The following is a 21617-nucleotide window of genomic DNA, read 5'->3' as shown; positions in this document are numbered from 1 at the left end:
CGCGTTGCCCTAACGCGTTGCCTCAGGGCGTTGCCTCAGGGCTTCCGCCGCATCGGTACGTGCGGGATGCCGTCCTCGACGAACTGCGCCCCGCTGACCTCGAAGCCGAACCGGGCGTAGAAGTCGGCGAGGTGCGCCTGCGCGTCCAGGACGGCAGGCCGCGTACCGATCAGGTCGAGCGCCGCCGCCACCAGGCGAGCGGCCAGACCGTCGCCGCGATGTGTGGCGGCGGTGCAGACCCGCCCGATCCGCGCCGCGCCCGGATCCTCCAGGATCCGCAGGTACGACGCGGGGCGCCCGTCCTGGTCGAGCCAGACGTGGACGGTGCCGGGCTCGACGTCCCGGCCGTCCAGTTCCGGGTACGGGCAGGTCTGCTCCACCACGAACACGTCTACCCGCAGCCGCAGCAGGGCGTACAGCGTGGCGGCGTCGAGTTCGGCGAAGCGCGCGGTCCGGAGGATCACCCGCTCAACCTACTGGTCGGCCGGTACCTCCCCGAGGGGCTCCAGGGTCAGGCTGATCGAGTTGATGCAGTACCGGAGGTCGGTGGGGGTCGGGTAGCCCTCGCCCTCGAAGACGTGGCCCAGGTGGGAATCGCACCGGGCACAGCGCACCTCGATCCGCCGCATGCCCAGCGCGGTGTCCTCCAGGAGGCGTACCCGATCCTCCGCGAGGGGGCTCCAGTAGCTGGGCCAGCCGCAGTGGCTTTCGAACTTGGTGTCGCTGGAGAACAACTCCGCCCCGCAGGCACGGCAGCGGTACACGCCCTTGGTGGTGGTGGAGACGTACTCACCGGTCCAGGGTCGTTCCGTGCCGGCCTCGCGCAGCACGTGGTACTCCGCCGGGGACAGCGTCTGCCGCCACTCGTCCTCGGTCTTGTGCATTTCTGGCTTCTGGGTCTGGTGCTCCATGGCTTCAATACAACATCAGTCGCCGCCGGTCGGCGTATGGTGGGCGGTCATGGCGGACGATCTGCACCTCGAGGTAGCGGGCCGGCGGGTCCGGGTCAGCAGCCCGGACCGGGTGACGTTCCCCGAGCGCGGGTTCACCAAGCGGGACGTGGTCGAGTACTACCTCGCGGCGGGGGACGCGATCCTGCGGTCGCTGCGCGACCGGCCGACGACGCTGCAGCGCTTCCCCGACGGCGTCGGCGGCGAGATGTTCTTCCAGAAGCGGGTGCCGGCGCGCGGCGTACCGCCGTGGGTCGAGACCGCGAAGATCACGTTTCCGAGCGGGCGCAGCGCCGACGAACTCTGCCCGGCCGACCTCGCGCACGTGGTGTGGGCCGCGCAGATGAACACGGTCGTGTTCCATCCCTGGCCGGTGCGCCGCGCCGATGTCGAGCGCCCGGACGAACTGCGCATCGACCTTGACCCGCAGCCCGGCACGGACTTCGCCGACGCGGTGAAGGTGGCCGGCACGGTCCGCGAGATCCTCGACGAGCTGGGCTGGACCGGCTACCCGAAGACGTCCGGCGGCCGGGGCGTGCACATCTACGTCCGGATCAGGCCTGACTGGACCTTCGTCGACGTGCGGCACGCCGCGATCGCGTTCGCCCGTGAGGTCGAGCGGCGCCGGCCCGACCTGGTGACGACCGCGTGGTGGAAGGAGGAGCGCGGGTCCAAGGTGTTCGTCGACTACAACCAGATGGCCCGCGACCGCACGATCGCCTGCGCGTACTCCCTGCGCGCCAACGCCCGCGCGACCGTCTCCACCCCCGTGACCTGGGACGAGCTGTCCGACGTGGAGCCGGACGACTTCGACCTGCGGACGGTGCCGGCGCGGCTGGCGGCCGGTGTCGATCCGCACGCCGCGATCGACGAGGTCGCGTACGACCTCACGCCGCTGCTGGAGTGGTACGACCGGCAGGGCGCGGCCGACCTGCCGTACCCGCCGGACTACCCGAAGATGCCGGGGGAGCCCAAGCGGGTACAGCCGAGCAAGGACCGCGACCTGAAGAACAACTGACGGTACGGACTCGCTGCCCTCCGATCGCGGCGACGTACGCTCGACAGGGGCTAGGGAGTGTCAGCGTGGTCGAATCAACGAATGCGGTGACCTACCTCATCGTCGACGGGGAGAACATCGACGCGACCTTGGGCGTCGAGGTGTTGGACCGCCGTCCGTCTTCCGAGGAACGACCCCGTTGGGATCGGCTGCGTCGGTTCGCTGAGGAGCAGTGGGAGCAGCCGGTGAAGGCGCTCTTCTTCCTCAACGGCTCTTCCGGGGAACTGCCGACGGCATTCGTTCGTGCGCTCCTGAGCATGGAGTACCGGCCTATTCCACTCGCGGGTGTGAATCAGAAGGTCGTGGACATCGGTATCCAACGGACCCTCGAAGCTCTTGAGCAGTGGCCGGGGAATGTGCTCCTTGCCAGTCATGACGGTGACTTTCTGCCGCAGATCGCCAGTCTTCTGGGCACCGACCGCCGGGTGGGTGTCGTCGGGTTCCCCGAACACCTGAACGCGGGATTCGCTGATCTGACCGAGGCCGGGCTGGAAATATTCGATCTTGAAGACGACGCGCTCTGCTTCACCCACCCGCTTCCCAGGGTGCGGATCATCCCGATCGACAAGTTCGACCCGCTGCACTTCCTGTAATGGCAGGTCCGGTGCGGTGAGGCCCACCGGACTAGCCGTCGAGAGGTCGACAGCAGCGCAGTCCGTCACACGTCGCTCAAGTGACCAATCCCACTCCGTTCGACTAGCTCGGCGTCTGCGCGGCCGCTTGCCCTACCGTTCGCTCCAAGATCGTCGAACAAAGGGGTTTGGGCGTGTCCGCGCTTGTCGCCGTCGTGTTCTGGGGCGTGACGTTCTCGGTCGTCGGGGATGCCCTCCACCACGTCGAGCCGTTCAACCTCACCGCGATCCGCTACCTTCTGGCGACGCTGCTCCTTCTCGCGGTCCTGGTGTGGCGGGAGCGGCGCACCGGGCTGCGCTACGAGGGCCGGTTCGTCGAGGCCGCCGTGCTCGGTGCGGTCGGCTTCGCCGGGTTCAACCTCTTCTCGAGCGTCGCGCTGACCCACACCCAGCCTCAGAACGCCGCCCTGATGACCGCCCTCACCCCGCTGGTGACCGTCCTCGTTCGCTGGGCCCGCGACGGCGTACGCCCGCAGTTGGTCTCCCTCGCGCTGATCGCGCTCGCGCTCACCGGCGTCGCCCTGGTCATCACCCGGGGCCGCCTCGACTCCCTGGCCAGCGTCAACATCGGTGACCTGTACGCGTTCGCCGCAGTCGTCGGCTGGTCCATCTATACCCACGGCGCCGGACGGTTCGCGGCCTGGTCGCCGCTGCGCTACACCGCCCTGACCGCCGTGGCCGGTACCGGCGCCATCGTCGGCTGTACCGTCGCGGCGAACCTGATCGGTTGGGAGCACCCGCCGACGCCTGCCGACGTGCGGGCGGCGGGTTTCGACATCGCGTTCATCGTGCTGGCCGGCACGTTCGCCGCGTCGTTGGCCTGGAACATCGCGGTCCACCGGCTCGGCGCGGCCAACGCGGCGCTGTTCATGAACCTCGTGCCGGTGACGGCGTTCGCGGTGGCGATCGTGCTCGGGTACCGGCCCGGCATCGCCGAACTCATCGGGGCGCTGATCACGATCGCCGCGCTGGTCGCGGCGAACCTGCACGCCCGTCGCTCGGCCGACCGCCGGCCGGTGGCCGATGCCGATGTGAGCAGCGTCCCGAATGGGGTGCCGCGGTAGCGGGTATATCTAGGGATATCTCTAGCTGGAGGTGCCTGTCATGCCGCTGATGTACCGCAAGATTGTCAAGTTCGGCCCGTTCCGGCTCAACGTCGGGCGCCGGGGACTCTCGTCGTGGAGCCTGCGCTTCGGCCGCTGGTCGTGGAACTCGCGTACCCGCAGGCAGCGCTTCGACCTGCCCGGCCCGTTCTCCTGGATCTCCCGGTAGCGCTTCCTGCCCGGCGGCTCAGGCCGCCGGGCAGGTGGTGCCCTTCGCCGGCACGGTCAGGTCGATCAGGTACCGGTTGACGGCCTGGGTGATGCAGCGGGTCTGCGGGTAGGCGGTGTGCCCCTCGCCCTGCCAGGTGAGCACGACCCCCACGCCGAGCATCTCGGCCAGCTTGGGGGTCTGCTCGTACGGCGTGGCCGGGTCGCCGGTCGTGCCGACGACCAGGATCGGCGGCGCTCCCTTGGCCGCGCCGGCCGGGTATGGATCGCGCTTTCCCGGCCACTGGGCGCAGACCAGGTTGAGCGCGGTGGACGGGCCGAACAGCGGGTACTTCGTCCGCCAGTCGTTCTGCAGGGCGCGCAGCTTGTCGACCGGCGGCGTGCTCCCGTCGTCGGTGCAGTTGACCACCATGTTCGCGTCGAACAGGTTGGAGTACTGGCCGCGGGGGTTGCGCTCGGCGTACGAGTCGGCCAGCCGCAGCACGCTGGCCGCGTTGCCCTTGCGCAGGTTGTCGATCGCCGTGGCGAGCTGGATCCACTGCTCCTGGCTGTACAGCGACGCGATCACCGCCGTCTGCACCCAGCCGGCCGTCGCCGCCCGGCCGTCCGGCCCGCGCACCGGGCTGCGGCGCGCGGAGTCGATCGCCGAGGTCACGGCCGCCCGGGCGTCGGGTGCGATCGGGCATTTGCCGGCGTTGTCCCGGCACCAGGCCGCGAAGTTGTCGAAGGCGCGTTCGAAGCCCTTGGCCTGTGACTCGGCGCCCGCCACCGAACCGAGCGTCGGGTCTATAGCCCCGTCGAGCACGAACGCGCGGACGCGGGTCGGGAACAGTTGCGCGTACACGGCGCCCAGCAGCGTGCCGTACGAGTACCCGAGGTAGGTGAGCTTCTGCTCGCCCAGCGCCGCGCGGATCGCGTCCATGTCACGCGCCGCCTGCTCGGTGGAGAACAGCCGCAGATCGTCGCCGTACTTGTCGCCGCAGCTCTGCGCCATCGTCCGGCCGAGCGTGACCGCCTTGTCGAAGTCGGCCGGCGAGACCGGGTCCGGGTCGGCGCCGAAGGACGCGTCCAACTGCGCGTCGGAGAAGCACTTGACCTGCTCGGACCGGCCGACGCCGCGTGGGTCGAAGCCCACGATGTCGAAGCGCTGCGTGGTCTCGGCGGGCAGCCCGGCCGACAGGTACGTGGCGAGTTCGACCCCGGAGCCGCCCGGCCCGCCGGGATTGACCAGCAGGGAGCCGATCCGGTTGGTCTGGTGGGTCGCCCGGGCCCGCAGCAGCGCGACGCCGAGTTGCTTGCCGCCGTTCGGCTTCGCCCAGTCCCGGGGCACGTTCACGGTGCCGCACTCGTACGTCACGTTGGCCGGGGGCCGGCCCAGCGACGCCTTCGCGACATCGGGGCAGGGCCGCCACTTGACACCGCCGGCCGCGGCGAGCGGCGCGCGTGCCTTGTCTGCCACCGGCGTCGACCACTGGCCGTTCGGGCTGACACAGCCTGCCAGCGCGAGCACCATGACGATGACAGCCGCCAGTACGGAGCGTCGGATCACCGCGTACCCCCTGTTTTCCGGACGAGCGCCGGTGTACGAGCGTACGTCGCGCGCGCTCACCCCGCTGTCATACGCGTCCGGCCAGCACCTCGGTGACGTCCACCCGCAGGGGGCGTTCCAGCTGTTCATAGGTGCACGAGCGGGCGTCGCGGTCCAGCCGCCACCGCTTGAACTGGGCGGTGTGCCGGAAGCGGTCGCCCTCCATCGCGTCGTAGCCGACCTCGACGACCAGTTCCGGCCGCAGCGGCTCCCAGCCCAGGTCCTTCTTGCCCGACCAGCGGCTCGGCGCGCCCGGCATCCGCTGCGTGCCGTTGGCGTGCGCCTCGGCCGAAGTCCAGGCGGCCCACGGGTGCTCGGCGGCGGGGATCCGGTACGGCGCCAGCTCCTCGACCAACTCCGCGCGGCGGGCCTTGCTGAACGACGCGCTGACCCCGACGTGGTGCAGCACGCCCGCGTCGTCGTAGAGGCCCAGCAGCAGCGACCCCACGATCGGCCCGTCCTTGTGCCAGCGGAAGCCGGCCACGACCGCGTCCGCGGTCCGGGCATGCTTGATCTTGTACATCAGCCGCTTGCCCGGCACGTACGGGATGTCGGCCGGCTTGGCGACCAGACCGTCCAGCCCCGCGCCTTCGAGCACGTCGAACCACTCGCGCGCGGTGTCGGGATCGTGGGTCACGGCGGTGACGTGCACCGGCGGCTTGACGTCCGCGAGCACCTCCTCCAGCCGGGCCCGGCGCGACGCGTACCCGACGCCCATGAGTGATTCGTCGTCCACGGCCAGCAGGTCGAACGCGATGAACGAGGCCGGTGTCGTCTCGGCCAGCAGCTTGACGCGCGACGCGGCCGGGTGGATGCGCTGCCCGAGCATTTCGAAGTCGAGCTTGGGGATCGAGTCGGGTTCGTGGCGGATCACCACGATCTCGCCGTCGACCACGCAGCGCGGCGGGAACTGGGCCCGCACCTGCTCGACGACCTCGGGGAAGTACCTGGTCATCGACTTGCCGCCACGGCTGGCCAGCTCGATCTCGTCGCCGTCGCGGAACACGATGCAGCGGAACCCGTCCCACTTCGGCTCGTACGTCATTCCCTCGCCGGTCGGGATCTCTGGCACGCTCGTGGCCAGCATCGGTTCGATCGGCGGAAGTACCGGGAGTTCCATGTCGGCAGTCTTGCACTCACGGCCCCTTAGCGGACCCCGGGTCCAGATCAGGGGCGTGTCGGGGTCGTTCCGGATATCGGGAGTGGCCCCGGTTCCGTACGGTGGGTGCGTGTCCCTGATCACAACGCAGCTGCTCACGAAGCGGTACCCGAACGGCGTCACGGCCCTGTCCGAGCTGACGGTCGACGTGGAGCCGGGAGTCGTGGGGCTGGTCGGCGCGAACGGCGCTGGCAAGTCGACATTGATCAAAATTCTGCTGGGCCTGTTGCCGCCGACGAGCGGCGGTGTGCGGGTCCTCGGCCTCGACCCGGCGACCGACGGCGAGCAGGTCCGCGCCCGGGTGGGCTACATGCCCGAGCATGACTGCCTCCCGCCGGACCTGGTCGCGGCGGAGTTCGTCACGCACATGGCCCGCGTCAGCGGCCTGCCGCGCACGGCGGCCCGGGAGCGCGCGTCCGAGGCGCTGCGCCACGTCGGCCTCTACGAGGAGCGGTACCGCCAGATCGGCGGCTACTCGACCGGCATGAAGCAGCGGGTGAAGCTCGCTCAGGCGCTCGTACACGATCCTGATCTGCTCCTGCTGGACGAGCCGACCAACGGCCTCGACCCCGCCGGTCGGGACGCGATGCTGGCGCTGGTCATGCGCATCGGCACCGAGTTCGGCATCTCCGTCGTCGTCTGCTCCCACCTGCTGGGGGAGGTCGAGCGGATCTGCGACTCGCTGGTCGCGATCGACGGCGGGCGGCTGCTGCGCTCCGACCGGATCTCCGCGATGACGACCGCGACGGACGTGCTCGCCGTCGAGGTCGGCGAGGGTACGCAGGAGCTCGCGGCCAGGCTGGCGGCGTTAGGTCTTCGCCCTGAGATTGACCCGCGCGGCTTGATGGTCCCGCTTGGCGGGGAAGGAACTTACGACGTGGTGCTCGGGGCGATCGCCGACCTGGACCTGCCGCTGCACCGGCTCGACCAGCGGCGCCACCGGGTCGCCGAACTCTTCCGGACGGAGGCCGCGAATGTCTAGCGGTGTCATCCACGACATCGGGTACCAGCGCTACACCGGCCCACGGCTGGGCCGGGGGTATGCGATCCGCTCGCTGTACCTGCACGGCCTGCGCACCGCGTTCGGCCTGGGGCGCAGCGCCAAGGCGAAGATCTTCCCGTGGGCGACGGTGGGGATCGTCGCCATGGTCGCCGTGGTCCTCACCGCGGTGCGGGCCCAGGGTGCACCGGTGATGAGCTACGCGGAGTTTTCCGTTTCGGTCGCCCTGCTGGCCATCCTGTTCTGTGCGGCTGCCGCGCCCGAACTGGTCTCGCGTGACCTGCGCGGCGGCGTCCTCCCGCTGTACTTCTCCCGGCCGCTGCGCCGCACCGACTACGCGCTGGCCAAGCTCGCCGCACTGACGAGCGCGGTGTGGCTGATGCTGGCCGGCCCGCTGCTGCTCATGTTCGTCGGCGGCGTGTTCTCCGTACACGGGCCGAAGGCGGTCTGGAACGAGGTCCTCGACTTCCTCCCCGGATTGGGCCAGGCTGCCATCGTCGCCGCGGTGTACTCGTCGCTGTCGCTGCTGGTGGCGTCCCTCGCGGGCCGGAGGGCCGTCGCGGCGGCCCTGATCGTCGCGGTGTTCGTGGTGACGGCGCCGGTCGTGGGCGTTCTCATCGGGATCGGCGGACCGGCGGCGCGCCAGCTCGCCTTCCTGGCAAGTCCGTCCACTGTGGTCCAGGCCACCGGGGTCTGGCTGTTCGACCTGCAGGGCATGGACATCGGGTCGTACGGCCCGGTGTACGGCCTGGCGGTCGTCGCGCTGGTCACCGCCTGCGTCCTGCTCCTGCTGGTCCGTTACCGGAGGGTGGCCCAATGAGTACCGTGCACGTGGCTTCCGGCCCGGTCGCCCCGCCGCGCCCGGCCGCCGACATCGAACTGCGCGGCGTCTCCCGCTGGTACGGCAACGTGGTGGCGGTCAACGACGTGACGATGAGCCTGACCGCCGGCGTGACCGGCTTGCTCGGCCCGAACGGGGCGGGCAAGACGACGCTGCTGCACATGATGGCCGGGTTCCTCGCGCCGTCCCGGGGTGAGGTCCTGGTCGCCGGCGCGCCCGCCTGGCGAAACCCCGCGGTGTACCGGCACCTCGGGCTGGTCAGCGAACGGGAGGCGGTCCACAGCTTCCTGACCGGCTGGGAGTTCGTGCTGGCGAGCGCCAGGCTGCACCGGCTCCCGCAGCCGGAAGCAGCGGCGCGGCGGGCGATCGACCTGGTCGAGATGGCCGACACCCAGCATCGCCGGATCGCCACGTACTCCAAGGGCATGCGCCAGCGCACCAGGGTCGCGGCGGCGCTCGTTCACGATCCGCAGGTGCTGCTGCTGGACGAGCCGTTCAACGGCATGGACCCGCGGCAGCGGATGCACATGATGGACCTGCTGCACAGCATGGGCGCGGCGGGCCGCACGATCCTGTTCAGCTCGCACATCCTCGAAGAGGTCGAGCAGCTGTCCGGGACCGTCCAGGTCATCGTGGCGGGGCGGCTGGCCGCGTCGGGCGACTACCGGCGGATCCGCCGGCTGATGACCAACCGGCCGCACGTGTTCACGGTGTCGTCCAGCGACGACCGGGCGCTCGCCGTCGCGTTGATGGCTGAGGCATCGGTGACCGGAGTCGAGTTGGAGGCGGCCGGATTGACGGTTCGCGCGGCCGACTACGGCACGTTCACCCGGGCCCTGCCCAAGATCGCCCACGCGTCGGGCATCCGCCTCCGGCGGGTGCTGCCCACCGACGAGTCCCTGGAAAGTGTCTTCTCCTACCTGGTGGCGTCATGATTGACAGTACGATCGCCCGGATCACGGCCCGTGGCCTCTTCGGCCGTCGCCGGTTCCTCCTGCTGCTCCCGCTGCCGCTGCTGCTGATCGGGCTGGCCCTGCTCTCCGACGCGCTCGGCGCCTCGCCTCGCGCGTGGGCGCAGCCCATCCTCGGCGGGCTCGGGTTCGGGGCCGTACTGCCGGTGATCGCGCTCATCGTCGGCACCGGCGTACTCGGCTCCGAGATCGACGACGGGACGCTGGTGCACGTGCTGGCCAAACCGCTGCCCCGCAGCCAGATCATCCTGACGAAGCTGGCCGTCGCGGTCGCCGTGACCGCGGTGACCGTCGGCGTGCCGATGGTCGTCGCCGGGCTCATCGCGGGCTCGGCGCGGCTCGGGCTGGGCCTCGCCGTCGGCTGCGCCGTCGGGGCGTTCGCGTACTCCGCGCTTTTCCTCGCGCTCAGCCTGGTCACGCGCCGGCCGGTGCTGCTCGGCCTGATCTACGTCCTGCTCTGGGAAGGGCTCTTGGGCAACCTGCTCAGCGGGACCCGGATGCTGTCGATCCAGCAGTACGTCACCGCCGTTGCCGCCCGGGTCGGTGACACCCAGCTTCTCGCCGGGCGGGTCTCGGTGCCCGTGTCGGTGGTGATGGCCGTGGTCTTCACGGTCGGCGGCACGCTGCTGGCGATCGATCGGCTGCGCTCGTTCAGCGTCGCGGGCGAGACGAGCTGAGTCTTTGTGGATCTTGGAAGATTTGACATCGAATACGGTGTCAAATCTTCCAAGATCCAGGTGGTCCTGTCGAAATTGGCGTGCCTGCGTCTTTCCAACGCACGACAATGATCATCATGGCGAAGGATGACGTACTGGGTCGGGTGGACGCAGACCTCGGTCGTGGGCATACTCACCCCGCGATGCAGCGTCTCGCGAGCCTTACGGCCGCCTACCCGGACGACCTGGAGATCCGGGCTCGGCGTGCTGCCCTCAAGCTGGTGTTTTAGGCCGCTCGGCGGTCGCTTTCGTAGATCTTGGAAGCACGGTGATCGGGTCAGGGCCACCGCTGTGCGACCTCGTCCTCGTACACGACGAAGAAGCCCATCCGGCCCGCACGGACCGTCCGGTAAATCGTCGCCTGGTGCTTGTCGAATCGGTCGGCGCGCACCGCTACCGGCAACTCCGAACTGCTCAGACAGTGCACGGCCGCCCTGTACCTCTTCAGCAGCACGTGAACCGACGCTTGCGTACGGATCCGTCGGTCCTGGGTAAGAAGCGACCACCCGTGGCTGAGGCCGTACTCGATCCACTCTGGGTCGCTGATCTCTTGGCCGTCATTTGCGAAGTGGTCCGCCACCAGGTGAATGGACCATCCTCGTTCAACTAATAGCCGCGGCGCTCCGCGACCCAGTCACCGGTCAACAAAGAACTCAGGTGGCGACTCGGACGATGGCCTCGACCTGGTCACGGGTCAGCCCGTACTCGTCGGCGACGACATCCGCGGTCTCCCCAGCTCTCCACATGCCGACGATGGCCTCGACCGGCGTCTTGCTGGCCTGCAGGATCGGAGCACCCCACGCGAACCGCGGATCGATGACAACCTTCGCGATGTCGGGGTCGTACTGCTTCAGAATGAGTCGCTTGGGGAAGTCGTCGTCATCCCAAACGACGTACTTCAGGTAATCGTCGATTACCCGACGGATAGGCATCTGCCGGTCGCCGGCGCGTGCGATCTCGTCACTGTCCAGGTAGTGCACGAAGATATCCAGCCCGTCGGTGGCGATGCGTCGCGTTGCCAGCCCGTACTCGGTGCCAAAGAGTTCACGGACATCAGTCGCCGCCGCACGGATCTTCGTCGTGGGAAGGCCGAGGTTACGCAGTGCCCGCAGGACGTAAGCCTCGATGACCGCTACGAACGGTACGGAGGGCCAGCCTCGGCGTTCTGCGGGGACGCTGTGAACCAGCGGATGACCGGCGGCCTGATCTCGCAGCCAGCTACGCAGGGTCTGCTCGGGAATCTGAAGATGCCGAGCCGTTTCCTGCGGCGTCAGCAGCGGATCACGAAAGCGGTCAACCATGGTGCACCCCCTCCTTCGAACGATCTGAGCATCCCATGAGATGTGCTGTTCCCACTGCCCGATTCAAGGGGTGAATGCGAACTACCGCGGCCGGGTCTCCTGACCGATCCACGCCAGGTACGCGGGATTCCCGCCCGTGATCGGGGTGCTTATGACCTCCGGCACCTCGTACGGGTGAAGCGCGCGGATGTACTCGACGAGCGCGTCCGCCCGGTCGGCCGTCGTCTTGAACAGCACCAGCCACTCCTGGGCGCTGTCGACCTTCCCCTCCCACCAGTACACGCTGTTGATCGGCCCGACGACCTGACCGCACGCCGCCGTACGCGCCTCGACCGCCGACCGCGCCAGCTCGGTCGCCGCGTCGGGCGAGTCGATCGTCGTGGACACCTGGACGAACTCCGCCACCTCGTACCTCCCTCAGCTGGAAGGTACCCAGAACCGGAGCTTGTCTCCGCGCACGGAATCACCGGGCGTCGCGCGAATCACCGGGGGTACAGTGCAGCCCGTACGGGCGCCGCCGGCCGCAGCGTGATCAGCGGGGTGAGGCGCAGCTGCGCGTCGAGCGCCTCTACCCGGTACCGCGTGAGCAGCGTACGCAGCAGGACCGTCGCCTCCAGCAGCGCGAAGTGCTCCCCGATGCAGCTGCGCTGGCCACCACCGAAGGGGAAGTAGGTGTACCGCGGCCGGTCCCGGTCACGGTCGCCGAGGAACCGGTCCGGGTCGAACCGCTCGGGGTCCGGCCAGTACTCGGGGTGCCGGTGGGTGACCCACGGCGAGACCAGTACGGGGGTGCCCCGCCGGATCCGGTAGCCGGCGATCTCGGTGTCGGCGGTGGCCCGCCGTTCGGTGCTGTGCGCCGGGGGATAGAGGCGCATCCCCTCCATCAGGGCGGCCCGGACGAGATCTGAGTCCCCGGTGGCGACCCGTTCCTGGATCTCGGGGTGCCGGCCGAGCAGGTGGAGGGTGAAGGTCAGCGCGCCCGCGGTGGTCTCGTGGCCGGCGAGGAGGAACACCAGCACCTGGTCACGGATCTCCGCCCGCGACAGCGGCTGGCCGGTCTCGGGGTCGCGGGCCGCGTGCAGCCGGCTGAGCATGTCGTCACGGTCACCGTCGGATCGTCGAGCGAGGATCCGGTCGACGATCGCGTACAGGTCGGCGCTGACCTGCCGGAAGCGCCGGTTGCGGGGCGTGGGAACCCCCAGCGGCAGCCGAACGATCTGCATGCTGCGCGCGAGGCTCAGATCGCTCCCGAACGGTACGAGCCGGAGCAGGGCGGGTGCCACGTCGTCGATCTCGTCGCCGAAGAGCGCCCGCCCGACGACGCGCAGCGCGTACCGTCCCATGAGTTCGTGCAGGTCGACGACTGACCCGGGCTGGCCCTCGCCGACCACGCGCTCCGCCTCCGCCGTCATCAGGTCGGTGTACCCGGCCACGCGGCGCGGGGTGAACAGCGGCTGCAGCGTCCGGCGCTGCCGCTTCCACAGGTCGCCGTCGCTGGTGAGCAGACCCTCGCCGAGCATCTCGGTGAGCGCGTCGAACCCGGCGGTGCGCCGGCCGAAGACCTGTGGGTTGGTCAGCACGTGGCGGACGCCTTCGGGGTGGTACACGGCGACCAGATCGCTGCCGAGCCGCTGCCACCGCGCCCCGATGCGGTACGTGACCACGTCGCCGTGGCGGTGGAAACCTTCCATCAGGGTGCCGAGCAGATCGCGCTGCAGGGCCGGTACGGACCCCAGCAGCGGGTGCCCGGGCGGGCCGGGGATGACAGTCGGCTGGGACGGCAGCGCAGTCGCGGTCATAAGATCACGGTGCCACCTTACCGGCCAGTAACGCTAGAGGGTGTCACCAGCGCGGGGTCACCAGGCGGCGCGGGCATAATCCTTCAAGAAGCAGCCGTGCAGGTCCTCGCCCGCCTCGCCGCGCACGATCGGGTCGTAGACCCGCGCGGCGCCGTCCACCAGGTCGAGCGGCGCGTGGAAGCCGGCGTCGGCCAGCCGCATCTTCGTCGGGTGCGGCCGCTCGTCGGTGATCCAACCGGTGTCGACGCTGGTCATCAGGATGCCGTCGGCGAACATGTCCACTGCGCTGGTGCGGGTCAGCATGTTCAGCGCCGCCTTCGCCATGTTGGTGTGCGGGTGGCCGGCGCCCTTGTACCCACGGCTGAAGACGCCCTCCATCGCCGACACGTTCACGATGTACTTCCGCCGGGCTTTTGCTGCCGCGAGCACCGGGCGCAGCCGGCTGATCAGGATGAACGGCGCGGTCGAGTTGCACAGCTGTACTTCGAGCAGCTCGACCGGGTCGATCTCGTGCACCCGCTGGCTCCAGCTGTTCTCGGCGGCCAGGTCCGGCACGAGCCCGCCCGCGTCGATCGCCGTGGACGCGGCGATCCGGTCCGGGGTGGCAGACCTGCTGGTCAGGGCGAGGGCGGTCAGCGCCTGTGGGGTGATCTCCGACGCGGCCTGCGCCGGGCCGGTCAGCGCGGCCACCGGGCTGCCGGCGTCCTTGCCGACGTGGCCGAAGGTGATCAGCTCGGGCAGCGGCCCGGCCGGAAGCGGGGCCGACTCCGCGGCGACCAGGTGGGCGTACGACCCCGGGCTGCGCCGGACGGTCTGTGCGGCGTTGTTGATCAGGATGTCCAGCGGGCCGTCCGCGGCCACGGCGTCGGCGAGCGCGATCACCTGGGCGGGGTCGCGCAGGTCGATGCCGACGATCTTCAAGCGGTGCAGCCAGTCTCCGCTGTCCGGCATCGCGGCGAACCGCCGAACCGCGTCGTTCGGGAACCGGGTCGTGATCGTGGTGTGCGCGCCGTCGCGGAGCAGGCGCAGCGCGATGTACATGCCGATCTTCGCCCGCCCGCCGGTGAGCAGCGCCCGGCGGCCGGTCAGGTCCGTACGCGCGTCGCGGCGACTGCGGTTGAGCTCCGCGCACGGCGGGCACAGCTGGTGGTAGAACGCGTCGACCTCGGTGTAACGCGTCTTGCAGGTGTAGCAGGAGCGGGCGCGGCGCAGCGTGCCGACCGTGGCGGCAGTCGTGGCGACCTTGAGCGGGATGCCCTGCGTCTCGTCGTCGATGCGGCCCGGGGCGCCGGTCGCGGTCGCCTCGGTCACCGCCGTGTCGTGAGCGGTGATCGCCGCCCGCCGTTCCTGGCGTTTGCGCTGCTTGACGCCCTTGTACAGGCGCGCGGTCGCGCGCCGGACCCGCTCGACGTCGGGGTGGTCGGTCGGCAGGTTGTCCAGTTCGGCGAGGACGGCGAGGCAGGTCGCCAGCCGCGTCGGGTCGATACCGTCGTGCGAAATCACCGCTGAACTGTACTCACTGGTGAGCGCCCGCTGGCGATGCCAGTCCGGGTAGCGGGTCATCGAGCGCAGCGTCGTACTCGCGAGGTTCGTCATCATCTATGGCCAAAGCCAGCTTTCGTCGAACTGAAGAAAAGTTTTCGCCGGAATGACGGTTAGCTGTCGTCGGAACGAATGAAAGTCACGGTCTCTCCGATGAAACGTATGGACATATGGAGATGCCTTTTGTAGCGTCGGTCACATGGCGGCGTGTTTCGTCCAGGTGAACCGGCAGGCGGTGAGCGCGCCTGCTGCTCCGCAGGGCAGGCGCGGCGCCAACGGCCCGACCGTGGTCGAGACATCCGCGAGCATCTACGCCTGCTGGCGACCGGTCACGACCTGACTCGAACACTCACCCCTACCTCCCACATTCTTCGCCTGTCGCCGCGCGACGGGCGAATTAGCAGTGCCCGAAACCCCGCACAGAAGAGGAAAACCGCAAGGCCCCGACCTCCCCCCCCGGTCAGTCCTAAGTAGAAGAAGAGGCAGATGAAGAGACGACTCGCGCTCGCCATAGCGGGCCTGACGACCACCGCGCTCATCGCCACGCCAACTATCTCGATGGCCGAGCCAGGCGCGACAAGCGCACCCCCGGAGAGCAACTTCCAGAAGGTCACCCTCAACGATCACCCGGGCGAGCCGATGGACCTCGCCGTGCTGCCCGACAGCCGGGTGCTGCACGTGACCCGCGCGGGCGAGGTCTGGCTGCACGACCCAACCACGGGCCGGAACACCGTCGCCGCGACGCTGGACGTCTACCGGCACGACGAAGAGGGCCTCCAGAACGTCGCGATCGACCCCAACTTCGGCAAGGCCGGAAACAACTGGGTCTACCTGTACTACTCCCCGCCGATGAACACCCCGGTCGACGACCCGTCGACCCCGAACGTCAACGAGGGTGACGCGCCGGAGTGGGGCACCGCCGCGGACTTCGCCAAGTTCAAGGGCGCCCTCCGGCTCTCCCGGTTCCGGCTGGTCAAGGACAAGCTGGACCTCTCCACCGAACAGCAGATCATCGACGTGCCGGTCGACCGCGGCATCTGCTGCCACGTCGGCGGGGACATCGTCTTCGACTCCAAGGGCAACCTCTACCTGTCCACCGGTGACGACTCCAACCCGTTCGCGTCCGGCGGCTACACCCCCATCGACGAGCGCCCCGGCCGCAACCCGGCGTTCGACGCGCAGCGCACCTCGGGCAACACCAACGACCTGCGCGGCAAGATCCTGCGCATCAAGGTCGGCGCCAACGGCGGGTACGCCATCCCGGACGGGAACCTCTTCCCGAAGGGCGCGCCCCGCACCCGGCCCGAGATCTACCTCATGGGCCTGCGCAACCCGTTCCGGATCGAGTTCAACCGCCAGGCCAACGAGCTGTACGTCGCCGACTACTCGCCGGACGCGGGCCAGGCCGACCCGAAGCGCGGGCCGGCCGGGCAGGGCAAGTGGCTCGTCGCCCGCAAGGCCGGCAACTACGGGTGGCCCTACTGCGCCACCGCGCAGCTGCCGTACGTGGACTACGACTTCGCCGCCGGCCAGTCCGGGCAGCCGTTCAACTGCGCCGCCCCGGTCAACGAGTCGCCGCACAACACCGGGCTGCGGCAGCTTCCCCCGGTGCAGCAGCCGGACGTCTGGTACGGCTACGGCCCCTCGGCGCAGTTCCCGGAGCTGGGCACCGGCGGCATCGGACCGATGGCCGGGCCGGCGTACCAGTTCGATCCCCGCGCGACGCGGGGACGCGCCCCGGTTGCGTGGCCCGCGTACTACGAGGGCAAGCCGCTGTTCCACGAGTGGACCCGGGACTACGTGAAGGCCTTCAAGCTCAACTCCAGCGGCCGCCTGAGTGGCATCGAGCCGGTGCTGCCCTCGTTCATCTTCGACAATCCGATGGACCTGGAGTTCGGCCCGGACGGCGCGCTCTACGTGCTCGAGTACGGTGACGGATTCTTCAGCGAGAACCCGGACGCGCAACTGGCCCGGATCGACTACATCGGCTGGACCGGCAACCACACTCCGGAGCCGCACGTCTCGGCCACGCCCACCAACGGGCTCGCGCCGCTGACCGTCACGTTCTCCAGCGGGGGCACCACCGACGCCGACGGCGACCGGTTGAGGTACGAGTGGTACCTCGACAACGACAACAAGGTCGACTCGCGCGACGCGAACCCGACGTTCACCTTCCGCCAGAACGGCCTCTACAGCGCCACGCTCAAGGTGACTGACCGAAATGGACGCTCGGCCTCCGCATCGGTGCGGATCGTCGTCGGCAACGCCCAGCCCGTGGTGAAGCTGGTCAAGCCGGTCGCCGGCCAAGCGTTCAAGTTCGGCGACGCCGTGCAGTTCGAGGTGCAGGCGACCGACGACCAGCCCGTGGACTGCGCGAAGGTCAGCGTCACGTACATCCTCGGCCACGACACGCACGGCCACCCGCAGACCACCGCCAACGGTTGCACCGGCACGATCCAGACGACGGTGCCGTCCGGCCACGACCCGGCGAAGGACCACCTGACCGCCGTGTTCGTCGCGTCCTACACCGACGCCGGTGGTAACGGCCTACCCGCCCTCACCGGCACAGACCAGGTCGTCCTGACCCCCACCGCCTAAGCAGCAAGAAGGAGCCATCATGTGTTACGGATTCGACGGAGAGGCCGCGTTACGGCGGTCCATCATGGACCGACGGAGACTGCTGCGCGGGTCACTGGCTGCGCTCGCCGGTGTCGGCCTCGCCGCGTCGGGGATCGGCGCGACGGCGGCGACGGCGGCCCCCCGCGGGCACGACCACGACGACCACGACAAGAGGAAGCGGCAGGTTCCCCCGGGCCAGATCAGCATCCAGCTGTGGACGGTACGCGACGCGCTGTGGGGTGCGCCGGGGTACGACGCGACCCTCACCCACCTCGCCCGGATCGGCTACCCGAAGGTGGAGCTGGCGCTCGGCTACTTCGGGCGTACCGCTGCCCAGCTGCGCCAGTTCCTGGACAGCATCGGCATCAAGGCCAGCTCCAGCCACGACGGGATCGCCGGTGACGCCGCCGGCCTCGGACAGAAGATCCAGAATGCGGTCACCCTCGGCCAGAAGTTCATGGTGGTGCCGTACCTCTACTCCGAGCGCGCGGACGACTGGAAGCGCTGGGCGGAGCAGATGAACGTCGAGGCCGCGGCGGCGGCCAAGGCCGGCCTGCGCTACGGCTACCACAACCACGCCCACGAGTTCACCATCGACCTCGGCGGCGGCAAGCGCCCCTGGGACGTGCTGACAGCGGAGCTCGACCCCAAGCTCGTGCACCTCGAGGTCGACATCTACTGGGCCGTCACCGGCGGAATCAACTCCGGCGACGGAGTGGCCGACCCCGAGGGCTTCACGCTCGATGTCATCCGCTCCGCACCGCAGCGCGTACTGCAGTACCACGTAAAGGACCGGGACAAGTCCACCGGCGACATGGCCGACCTGGGCACCGGGATGATCGATTTTGCCCGGATCTTCAGGAAGCACTCGGTGATCGAGTACATCGTCGAGAACGACACCCCCGATGTGACCCCCCAGCAGACCGCCGAGGTCGGCTACCGCTACCTGCGCAACCTGCGGTACTGAGGGATCGGCGGGACTATGTGGTTACCGAACACCAGGGTCGGCGTCTGCTTCGCGGGCGCCGACCCTGGTGTTCGGTAACCGTCTGCCGGCCCTCCTCGGTGGACTGCTCACCTGGACGTGGTGGGGGCGGTGACCGCGTTCTTCTGGGCCGGTCTGGTCCGAATCGCGTTGCTGCACCACGTCACCTGGTCGGTCAATTCGATCTGCCACATGGTCGGCGACCAGCCGTTCACCACGCGCGACAAGTCGGCGAACTTCTGGCCGCTGGCGATCCTGAGCATGGGCGAGTCCTGGCACAACCTGCACCACGCCGACCCGACGTGCGCCAGACACGGGGTACGGCCGGAGTACCTGCTGTTCACCGCGCGTAAAGCGCGGTCATAAGCCTGCATCGCCTGATCCGCGTGGGGCACCTAGCCGTCACCGACGCGCGGATGGTCGAGTCTTGAAAGCTCTAATCGCTCGGTATCGTTGCCCAAAGCGCAACGTAGATCAAGAATTGCGGCCCGGGTAGCAGGCAGGACAGCACGAACAACAGCCGTACGGTGTTCGGCGACATCCCGAACCTGCGGGCAATGCCAGCGCATACACCGGCAATCCAACGGTTGTCGCGTGGTCGTGTCAGCGTCGACATGGTTGCTCCACCCTTCGTCGTCACCGTCTACGACGGTAGGTGTTCGGCCCACCCCGCGCCTCCGGGGAACGCCCTACTGGGCGTAACGCTCCGCGCGAGCGCTGAAATGTGGCGAAGCGTTCCGTACAGGGTGGCGGCGGGGACACAGTACGTCAATGGATGATTGTCGATCAAGTGCTGACCTGCGACCAGATCTGCTTGCCAAAACACGCTTGATCGAGGGGGAGGGCGAAGAGGCTGCCGCTTTGGGTGGCGCCGCGGCAGCAGTGCCTACCTGAGCGTCCGACCGACAACGGGGGAGAGGCAGCCTGCTGTTCAGCGATGGTGAACGGCCTGCGCCGGCATGGTGCAGGCCCGTCCGGCGCGTTTGGCCTCGTACAGCTGCTCGTCGGCCCGTGCCACGAGCGCCGATGGCTCCTCGATGCCGTCCCAGGCTGCCAGGCCGGCGGAGAACGTTTGCTGCAGCGGCGTGACCGTCCGCAGCGTCTCCACCACCGTGTATGCCTGCTGGTACGTGTGGCCGCGCAGCAGAATGGTGAACTCCTCACCGCCATAGCGAGCGAGCACCGCATCGTGGGGTAGGGCTGCTCGCCAGGCCGCTGCGGCTTGCTTGAGCAGCGCGTCACCGGCCGGGTGGCCGTGGGTGTCGTTGAAGTCCTTGAAGTGGTCCAGGTCGAGCAGCGCCACGAATGGCCGCTGCCCGTCGGTGCGGGCGCCCGCCAGAGCGCGGGCGAGCTCGGCGTCCCAGCTGCGGCGGTTGGGTACGCCGGTCAGAGCGTCGGTGCGGGCCAGGATCGCGACCTGGCTGGCCTGCGCCTGAATGGTCTGGAGGAGTCCACCGACCCGTGTGACCGCGAGCGTGGACAGCAGGATCGAGCCGGGGGCGATGACCTGCCACAGCAGCGGTCCGCCGCGAAGACCCTCGATCAGCAACGCGGTCGGGGCCAGCGCGGAGGCGACCGCGAGCACAACGAGCCGCGGGCGCGTCATGCGGTCATCGGTGACGACCGCCGGTTCGGTCAGACCGCGCATGGACGGGTGCAGTGTGGTCGCCGCCAGGCAGACGTAGGCGATCAGGTAGGACAGGTCGAACCACGGCCCGTTCGGCATTACCCCGGTGGTCAGGAAGACCACGTCATAGCCGAGGTCGCCGGCAAGGAGAAAGGCCACGCCAGTGCCGAGAAACCGGTAGGCCCGCGGCACCAGGCCAGAGGTGGTCCACAGTCGCGCCAGCACGGCCAGCAGGACCAGGTCACCGACCGGGTACGCGGTGGTGATGGCCCGGCTGAACAGGTCCCGGGTGGTGTCAGTCAGAATTGGCGCGATGACGAAGACCCCCGCCAGCACGGCCGTTCCCGTGACGATGATGGCGGTGTCCAGGCTGGCTGAACGGTCGTGGCGCGGCTCGCGGCTGCGGACCATGAGGGCCAGGCCGAGCCCCATCAGCGGGAAGCTGGCCAGGTAGGCGACGTCGGCCACCGACGGGAACGGGCTGACGTGAAGCACCGTGGCCAGCACAGTCCAGCTCACGTCTCCAACGAACCGGCACGCCAACCCGAGCAGGAAGAGCACCCAGGCCCGTGTCCGGCGTGGCCGGTTCAGGCGCACGCCCACAACGGCGGCGGCCAGAGCCATCGCGGCCACCGCCAGGTAGTAGCCGGCCCGCGCCAGTGTGCCGACCGGCGCGGGCACCGCGAGATAGGCCGCGGCGGCCACCGCCAGGGCGGCGATCACCAAACACCGTTTCGTGCTCACGTCTTAACTTCGGCAACCGTGACCTGGCACGGAGCGTGTAGCGGGGTGATTAGTCTCACCCGTCGATTCCGTCCTCGGGTGGACCCGCACCCAGGACTCGGCCAACGTCCGCACGTGCCGCGGAGCACGCGACGCGAAGCCCAGTCAATCGGCCTCGTGGAGCGCACCAGTCGTGACGACATTGGTCAGGTGCAGGCGTACCGCGTGCCGTGGCGCAGCCACTTGGGGGGTCACGGGCTACGTACGTCGGCTAGCCGTACCCAGGGCACTCAAAACCGGGCGAACGACTGGATCGGGAATCGCGGCGATCGTGGGGTGGCGGGTTTCGCTGGTGTGAGCTTGAGCGTCGGCACGGACGTCGTCGTCGCTTACGGTCAGCCAAGCGCAGGTGAGGCAGACCGCTGTGTTCGGCGGTAGGGGTAGCGGCATCCGGCCGCTGGCCGTGCGCTGCATCGTTACCTCATCGGAGGTGGCCGGCGCGGTTGAGGCTGGCCCAGGGGGCGCGGCTGCCGGCGGCGGCGAGTAGGCCGACCATGGCGAACCGGCGGGGTGGGCACGGCCACGGGCGGAAGGCGTCCCGGCATGCACCCGCCTGGCAGAACTGGTCCACGGCGGGCTGGTGATCGGTCCAGACCTGGTAGCTCAGGCGCCACAGCAGCGGGTCAGCGCCGCGTGGCGGCTGGGCCGGAGGGTTCTGTTGGTCGAACTCCGCGCGCACGGTCGTCCCTTCTTCGGTCATGGCGTTGTTGGAGAGGGCGGCGAACTGTCATCGCTGTCGGACAGCGGTACGGCGGGCCGATACCGATCTTCAGTTC

General features: G+C 69.2%; 24 protein-coding genes and 1 pseudogene. 13 read left to right on the top strand and 12 right to left on the bottom strand.

The genetic code is table 11. The annotated features are described in order from the left end of the window. Nucleotides 1-35 precede the first annotated feature (35 nt). On the bottom strand, nucleotides 36-464 hold the full coding sequence (locus tag HC028_RS05350; RefSeq protein WP_168073544.1) for a GNAT family N-acetyltransferase: 429 nt from the start codon (nucleotides 462-464) through the stop codon (nucleotides 36-38). Between the two features lie 9 nt (nucleotides 465-473). Further along, entirely contained in the window at nucleotides 474-884 is a 411-nt protein-coding gene (gene msrB / locus HC028_RS05345; RefSeq protein WP_239075540.1) for a peptide-methionine (R)-S-oxide reductase MsrB, read from the bottom strand. Between the two features lie 76 nt (nucleotides 885-960). Here msrB and ligD point away from each other — a divergent pair, with 76 nt between their 5' ends. From ligD to HC028_RS05325, 4 genes are all read left to right on the top strand, one after another. After that, a complete protein-coding gene (gene ligD / locus HC028_RS05340) occupies nucleotides 961-1968 on the top strand; it encodes a non-homologous end-joining DNA ligase (RefSeq protein ID WP_168073540.1) in 1008 nt (335 codons plus the stop codon). Nucleotides 1969-2033: 65 nt separating this feature from the next. Continuing rightward, the gene (locus HC028_RS05335; RefSeq protein WP_168073538.1) at nucleotides 2034-2600 is read left to right on the top strand and encodes an NYN domain-containing protein; all 567 of its coding nucleotides are present in this window, start codon (nucleotides 2034-2036) and stop codon (nucleotides 2598-2600) included. A 173-nt stretch (nucleotides 2601-2773) separates the two neighbouring features. Then, nucleotides 2774-3703, top strand: a complete 930-nt coding sequence (locus HC028_RS05330) for a DMT family transporter (protein ID WP_168073536.1) — start codon at nucleotides 2774-2776, stop codon at nucleotides 3701-3703. Nucleotides 3704-3743: 40 nt separating this feature from the next. Next, the gene (locus tag HC028_RS05325; RefSeq protein ID WP_168073534.1) at nucleotides 3744-3911 is read left to right on the top strand and encodes a DUF4236 domain-containing protein; all 168 of its coding nucleotides are present in this window, start codon (nucleotides 3744-3746) and stop codon (nucleotides 3909-3911) included. Between the two features lie 18 nt (nucleotides 3912-3929). Here the strand turns inward: HC028_RS05325 and HC028_RS05320 are convergent, their stop codons facing one another. Beyond that, nucleotides 3930-5423 carry an alpha/beta hydrolase gene (locus HC028_RS05320; RefSeq protein ID WP_168074184.1) on the bottom strand — a complete coding sequence of 498 codons (1494 nt, stop codon included), beginning with the start codon at nucleotides 5421-5423 and terminating at the stop codon, nucleotides 3930-3932. Nucleotides 5424-5526: 103 nt separating this feature from the next. Continuing rightward, entirely contained in the window at nucleotides 5527-6618 is a 1092-nt protein-coding gene (locus tag HC028_RS05315; RefSeq protein ID WP_168073532.1) for an ATP-dependent DNA ligase, read from the bottom strand. Between the two features lie 109 nt (nucleotides 6619-6727). On the opposite strand from HC028_RS05315, the gene HC028_RS05310 reads away from it, so the two are divergent. From HC028_RS05310 to HC028_RS05290, 5 genes are all read left to right on the top strand, one after another. Further along, nucleotides 6728-7639: an ABC transporter ATP-binding protein gene (locus tag HC028_RS05310; RefSeq protein WP_168073530.1), complete on the top strand. Its 912-nt coding sequence runs from the start codon at nucleotides 6728-6730 to the stop codon at nucleotides 7637-7639. Next, nucleotides 7632-8477 (top strand): ABC transporter permease, encoded by an 846-nt coding sequence (locus HC028_RS05305; protein ID WP_168073528.1) that lies wholly within the window; start codon nucleotides 7632-7634, stop codon nucleotides 8475-8477. The genes HC028_RS05310 and HC028_RS05305 overlap by 8 nt, the downstream gene beginning before the upstream one ends. Beyond that, on the top strand, nucleotides 8474-9433 hold the full coding sequence (locus HC028_RS05300; RefSeq protein ID WP_168073526.1) for an ABC transporter ATP-binding protein: 960 nt from the start codon (nucleotides 8474-8476) through the stop codon (nucleotides 9431-9433). The genes HC028_RS05305 and HC028_RS05300 overlap by 4 nt, the downstream gene beginning before the upstream one ends. Next, the gene (locus HC028_RS05295; RefSeq protein WP_168073524.1) at nucleotides 9430-10146 is read left to right on the top strand and encodes an ABC transporter permease; all 717 of its coding nucleotides are present in this window, start codon (nucleotides 9430-9432) and stop codon (nucleotides 10144-10146) included. The genes HC028_RS05300 and HC028_RS05295 overlap by 4 nt, the downstream gene beginning before the upstream one ends. A 116-nt stretch (nucleotides 10147-10262) precedes the next feature. Continuing rightward, a complete protein-coding gene (locus tag HC028_RS05290; RefSeq protein WP_168073522.1) occupies nucleotides 10263-10415 on the top strand; it encodes a DUF6584 family protein in 153 nt (50 codons plus the stop codon). A gap of 47 nt (nucleotides 10416-10462) precedes the next feature. On the opposite strand, the gene HC028_RS28385 is transcribed toward HC028_RS05290, so the two are convergent. The 5 genes from HC028_RS28385 to HC028_RS05265 form a co-directional block, all read right to left on the bottom strand. Further along, complete coding sequence (locus HC028_RS28385) at nucleotides 10463-10819, bottom strand: PIN-like domain-containing protein (RefSeq protein ID WP_338091272.1); 357 nt, start codon at nucleotides 10817-10819, stop codon at nucleotides 10463-10465. Nucleotides 10820-10838: 19 nt separating this feature from the next. Next, nucleotides 10839-11486, bottom strand: coding sequence for a DUF433 domain-containing protein (locus tag HC028_RS05280; RefSeq protein WP_168073518.1), 648 nt, complete (start codon nucleotides 11484-11486; stop codon nucleotides 10839-10841). Between the two features lie 81 nt (nucleotides 11487-11567). Then, on the bottom strand, nucleotides 11568-11891 hold the full coding sequence (gene cutA, locus HC028_RS05275) for a divalent-cation tolerance protein CutA (RefSeq protein ID WP_168073517.1): 324 nt from the start codon (nucleotides 11889-11891) through the stop codon (nucleotides 11568-11570). A 77-nt stretch (nucleotides 11892-11968) separates the two neighbouring features. Beyond that, nucleotides 11969-13285, bottom strand: a complete 1317-nt coding sequence (locus HC028_RS05270; RefSeq protein ID WP_168073516.1) for a cytochrome P450 — start codon at nucleotides 13283-13285, stop codon at nucleotides 11969-11971. Nucleotides 13286-13342: 57 nt separating this feature from the next. After that, on the bottom strand, nucleotides 13343-14881 hold the full coding sequence (locus HC028_RS05265; protein WP_239075538.1) for an SDR family oxidoreductase: 1539 nt from the start codon (nucleotides 14879-14881) through the stop codon (nucleotides 13343-13345). A gap of 145 nt (nucleotides 14882-15026) precedes the next feature. On the opposite strand from HC028_RS05265, the gene HC028_RS05260 reads away from it, so the two are divergent. The 4 genes and pseudogenes from HC028_RS05260 to HC028_RS05245 all read left to right on the top strand — a co-directional run. After that, on the top strand, nucleotides 15027-15167 hold the full coding sequence (locus HC028_RS05260) for a hypothetical protein (RefSeq protein WP_168073515.1): 141 nt from the start codon (nucleotides 15027-15029) through the stop codon (nucleotides 15165-15167). A 146-nt stretch (nucleotides 15168-15313) separates the two neighbouring features. Beyond that, the gene (locus tag HC028_RS05255) at nucleotides 15314-17425 is read left to right on the top strand and encodes a PQQ-dependent sugar dehydrogenase (RefSeq protein ID WP_168073514.1); all 2112 of its coding nucleotides are present in this window, start codon (nucleotides 15314-15316) and stop codon (nucleotides 17423-17425) included. Between the two features lie 64 nt (nucleotides 17426-17489). Further along, entirely contained in the window at nucleotides 17490-18413 is a 924-nt protein-coding gene (locus HC028_RS05250) for a sugar phosphate isomerase/epimerase family protein (protein WP_239075537.1), read from the top strand. A gap of 79 nt (nucleotides 18414-18492) precedes the next feature. After that, nucleotides 18493-18752: pseudogene (locus HC028_RS05245) on the top strand (acyl-CoA desaturase); the annotation flags it as partial. Between the two features lie 115 nt (nucleotides 18753-18867). Here the strand turns inward: HC028_RS05245 and HC028_RS05240 are convergent. The 3 genes from HC028_RS05240 to HC028_RS05230 all read right to left on the bottom strand — a co-directional run bounded on the left by HC028_RS05240 (nucleotide 18868) and on the right by HC028_RS05230 (nucleotide 21541). Beyond that, entirely contained in the window at nucleotides 18868-19047 is a 180-nt protein-coding gene (locus tag HC028_RS05240; RefSeq protein ID WP_168073512.1) for a PspC domain-containing protein, read from the bottom strand. Nucleotides 19048-19362: 315 nt separating this feature from the next. After that, entirely contained in the window at nucleotides 19363-20802 is a 1440-nt protein-coding gene (locus HC028_RS28380; protein ID WP_168073510.1) for a diguanylate cyclase domain-containing protein, read from the bottom strand. Between the two features lie 460 nt (nucleotides 20803-21262). Beyond that, nucleotides 21263-21541: a hypothetical protein gene (locus HC028_RS05230; protein WP_168073509.1), complete on the bottom strand. Its 279-nt coding sequence runs from the start codon at nucleotides 21539-21541 to the stop codon at nucleotides 21263-21265. Between the last annotated feature and the right edge of the window lie 76 nt (nucleotides 21542-21617).

The sequence above is a fragment of the Planosporangium flavigriseum genome, from assembly GCF_011947225.1.
Classification (GTDB): Bacteria; Actinomycetota; Actinomycetes; order Mycobacteriales; family Micromonosporaceae; genus Planosporangium; species Planosporangium flavigriseum.
The sequence above is the reverse complement of the archived record's forward strand: the minus strand, read 5'-3'. Positions and strand labels throughout refer to the sequence as shown.

What these genes read in the sequence shown, in the direction of transcription:
- msrB (WP_239075540.1), bottom strand. Translation starts at nt 884, where the DNA reads ATGCACAAGACCGAGGACGAGTGGCGGCAGACGCTGTCCCCGGCGGAG.
- ligD (WP_168073540.1), top strand. Translation starts at nt 961, where the DNA reads ATGGCGGACGATCTGCACCTCGAGGTAGCGGGCCGGCGGGTCCGGGTC.
- HC028_RS05325 (WP_168073534.1), top strand. Translation starts at nt 3,744, where the DNA reads ATGCCGCTGATGTACCGCAAGATTGTCAAGTTCGGCCCGTTCCGGCTC.
- HC028_RS05320 (WP_168074184.1), bottom strand. Translation starts at nt 5,423, where the DNA reads ATGGTGCTCGCGCTGGCAGGCTGTGTCAGCCCGAACGGCCAGTGGTCG.
- HC028_RS05315 (WP_168073532.1), bottom strand. Translation starts at nt 6,618, where the DNA reads ATGGAACTCCCGGTACTTCCGCCGATCGAACCGATGCTGGCCACGAGC.
- HC028_RS05305 (WP_168073528.1), top strand. Translation starts at nt 7,632, where the DNA reads ATGTCTAGCGGTGTCATCCACGACATCGGGTACCAGCGCTACACCGGC.
- HC028_RS05300 (WP_168073526.1), top strand. Translation starts at nt 8,474, where the DNA reads ATGAGTACCGTGCACGTGGCTTCCGGCCCGGTCGCCCCGCCGCGCCCG.
- HC028_RS05295 (WP_168073524.1), top strand. Translation starts at nt 9,430, where the DNA reads ATGATTGACAGTACGATCGCCCGGATCACGGCCCGTGGCCTCTTCGGC.
- HC028_RS05290 (WP_168073522.1), top strand. Translation starts at nt 10,263, where the DNA reads ATGGCGAAGGATGACGTACTGGGTCGGGTGGACGCAGACCTCGGTCGT.
- HC028_RS05280 (WP_168073518.1), bottom strand. Translation starts at nt 11,486, where the DNA reads ATGGTTGACCGCTTTCGTGATCCGCTGCTGACGCCGCAGGAAACGGCT.
- HC028_RS05270 (WP_168073516.1), bottom strand. Translation starts at nt 13,285, where the DNA reads ATGACCGCGACTGCGCTGCCGTCCCAGCCGACTGTCATCCCCGGCCCG.
- HC028_RS05265 (WP_239075538.1), bottom strand. Translation starts at nt 14,881, where the DNA reads ATGACGAACCTCGCGAGTACGACGCTGCGCTCGATGACCCGCTACCCG.
- HC028_RS05260 (WP_168073515.1), top strand. Translation starts at nt 15,027, where the DNA reads ATGGCGGCGTGTTTCGTCCAGGTGAACCGGCAGGCGGTGAGCGCGCCT.
- HC028_RS05255 (WP_168073514.1), top strand. Translation starts at nt 15,314, where the DNA reads ATGAAGAGACGACTCGCGCTCGCCATAGCGGGCCTGACGACCACCGCG.
- HC028_RS05250 (WP_239075537.1), top strand. Translation starts at nt 17,490, where the DNA reads ATGGACCGACGGAGACTGCTGCGCGGGTCACTGGCTGCGCTCGCCGGT.
- HC028_RS05240 (WP_168073512.1), bottom strand. Translation starts at nt 19,047, where the DNA reads ATGTCGACGCTGACACGACCACGCGACAACCGTTGGATTGCCGGTGTA.
- HC028_RS05230 (WP_168073509.1), bottom strand. Translation starts at nt 21,541, where the DNA reads ATGACCGAAGAAGGGACGACCGTGCGCGCGGAGTTCGACCAACAGAAC.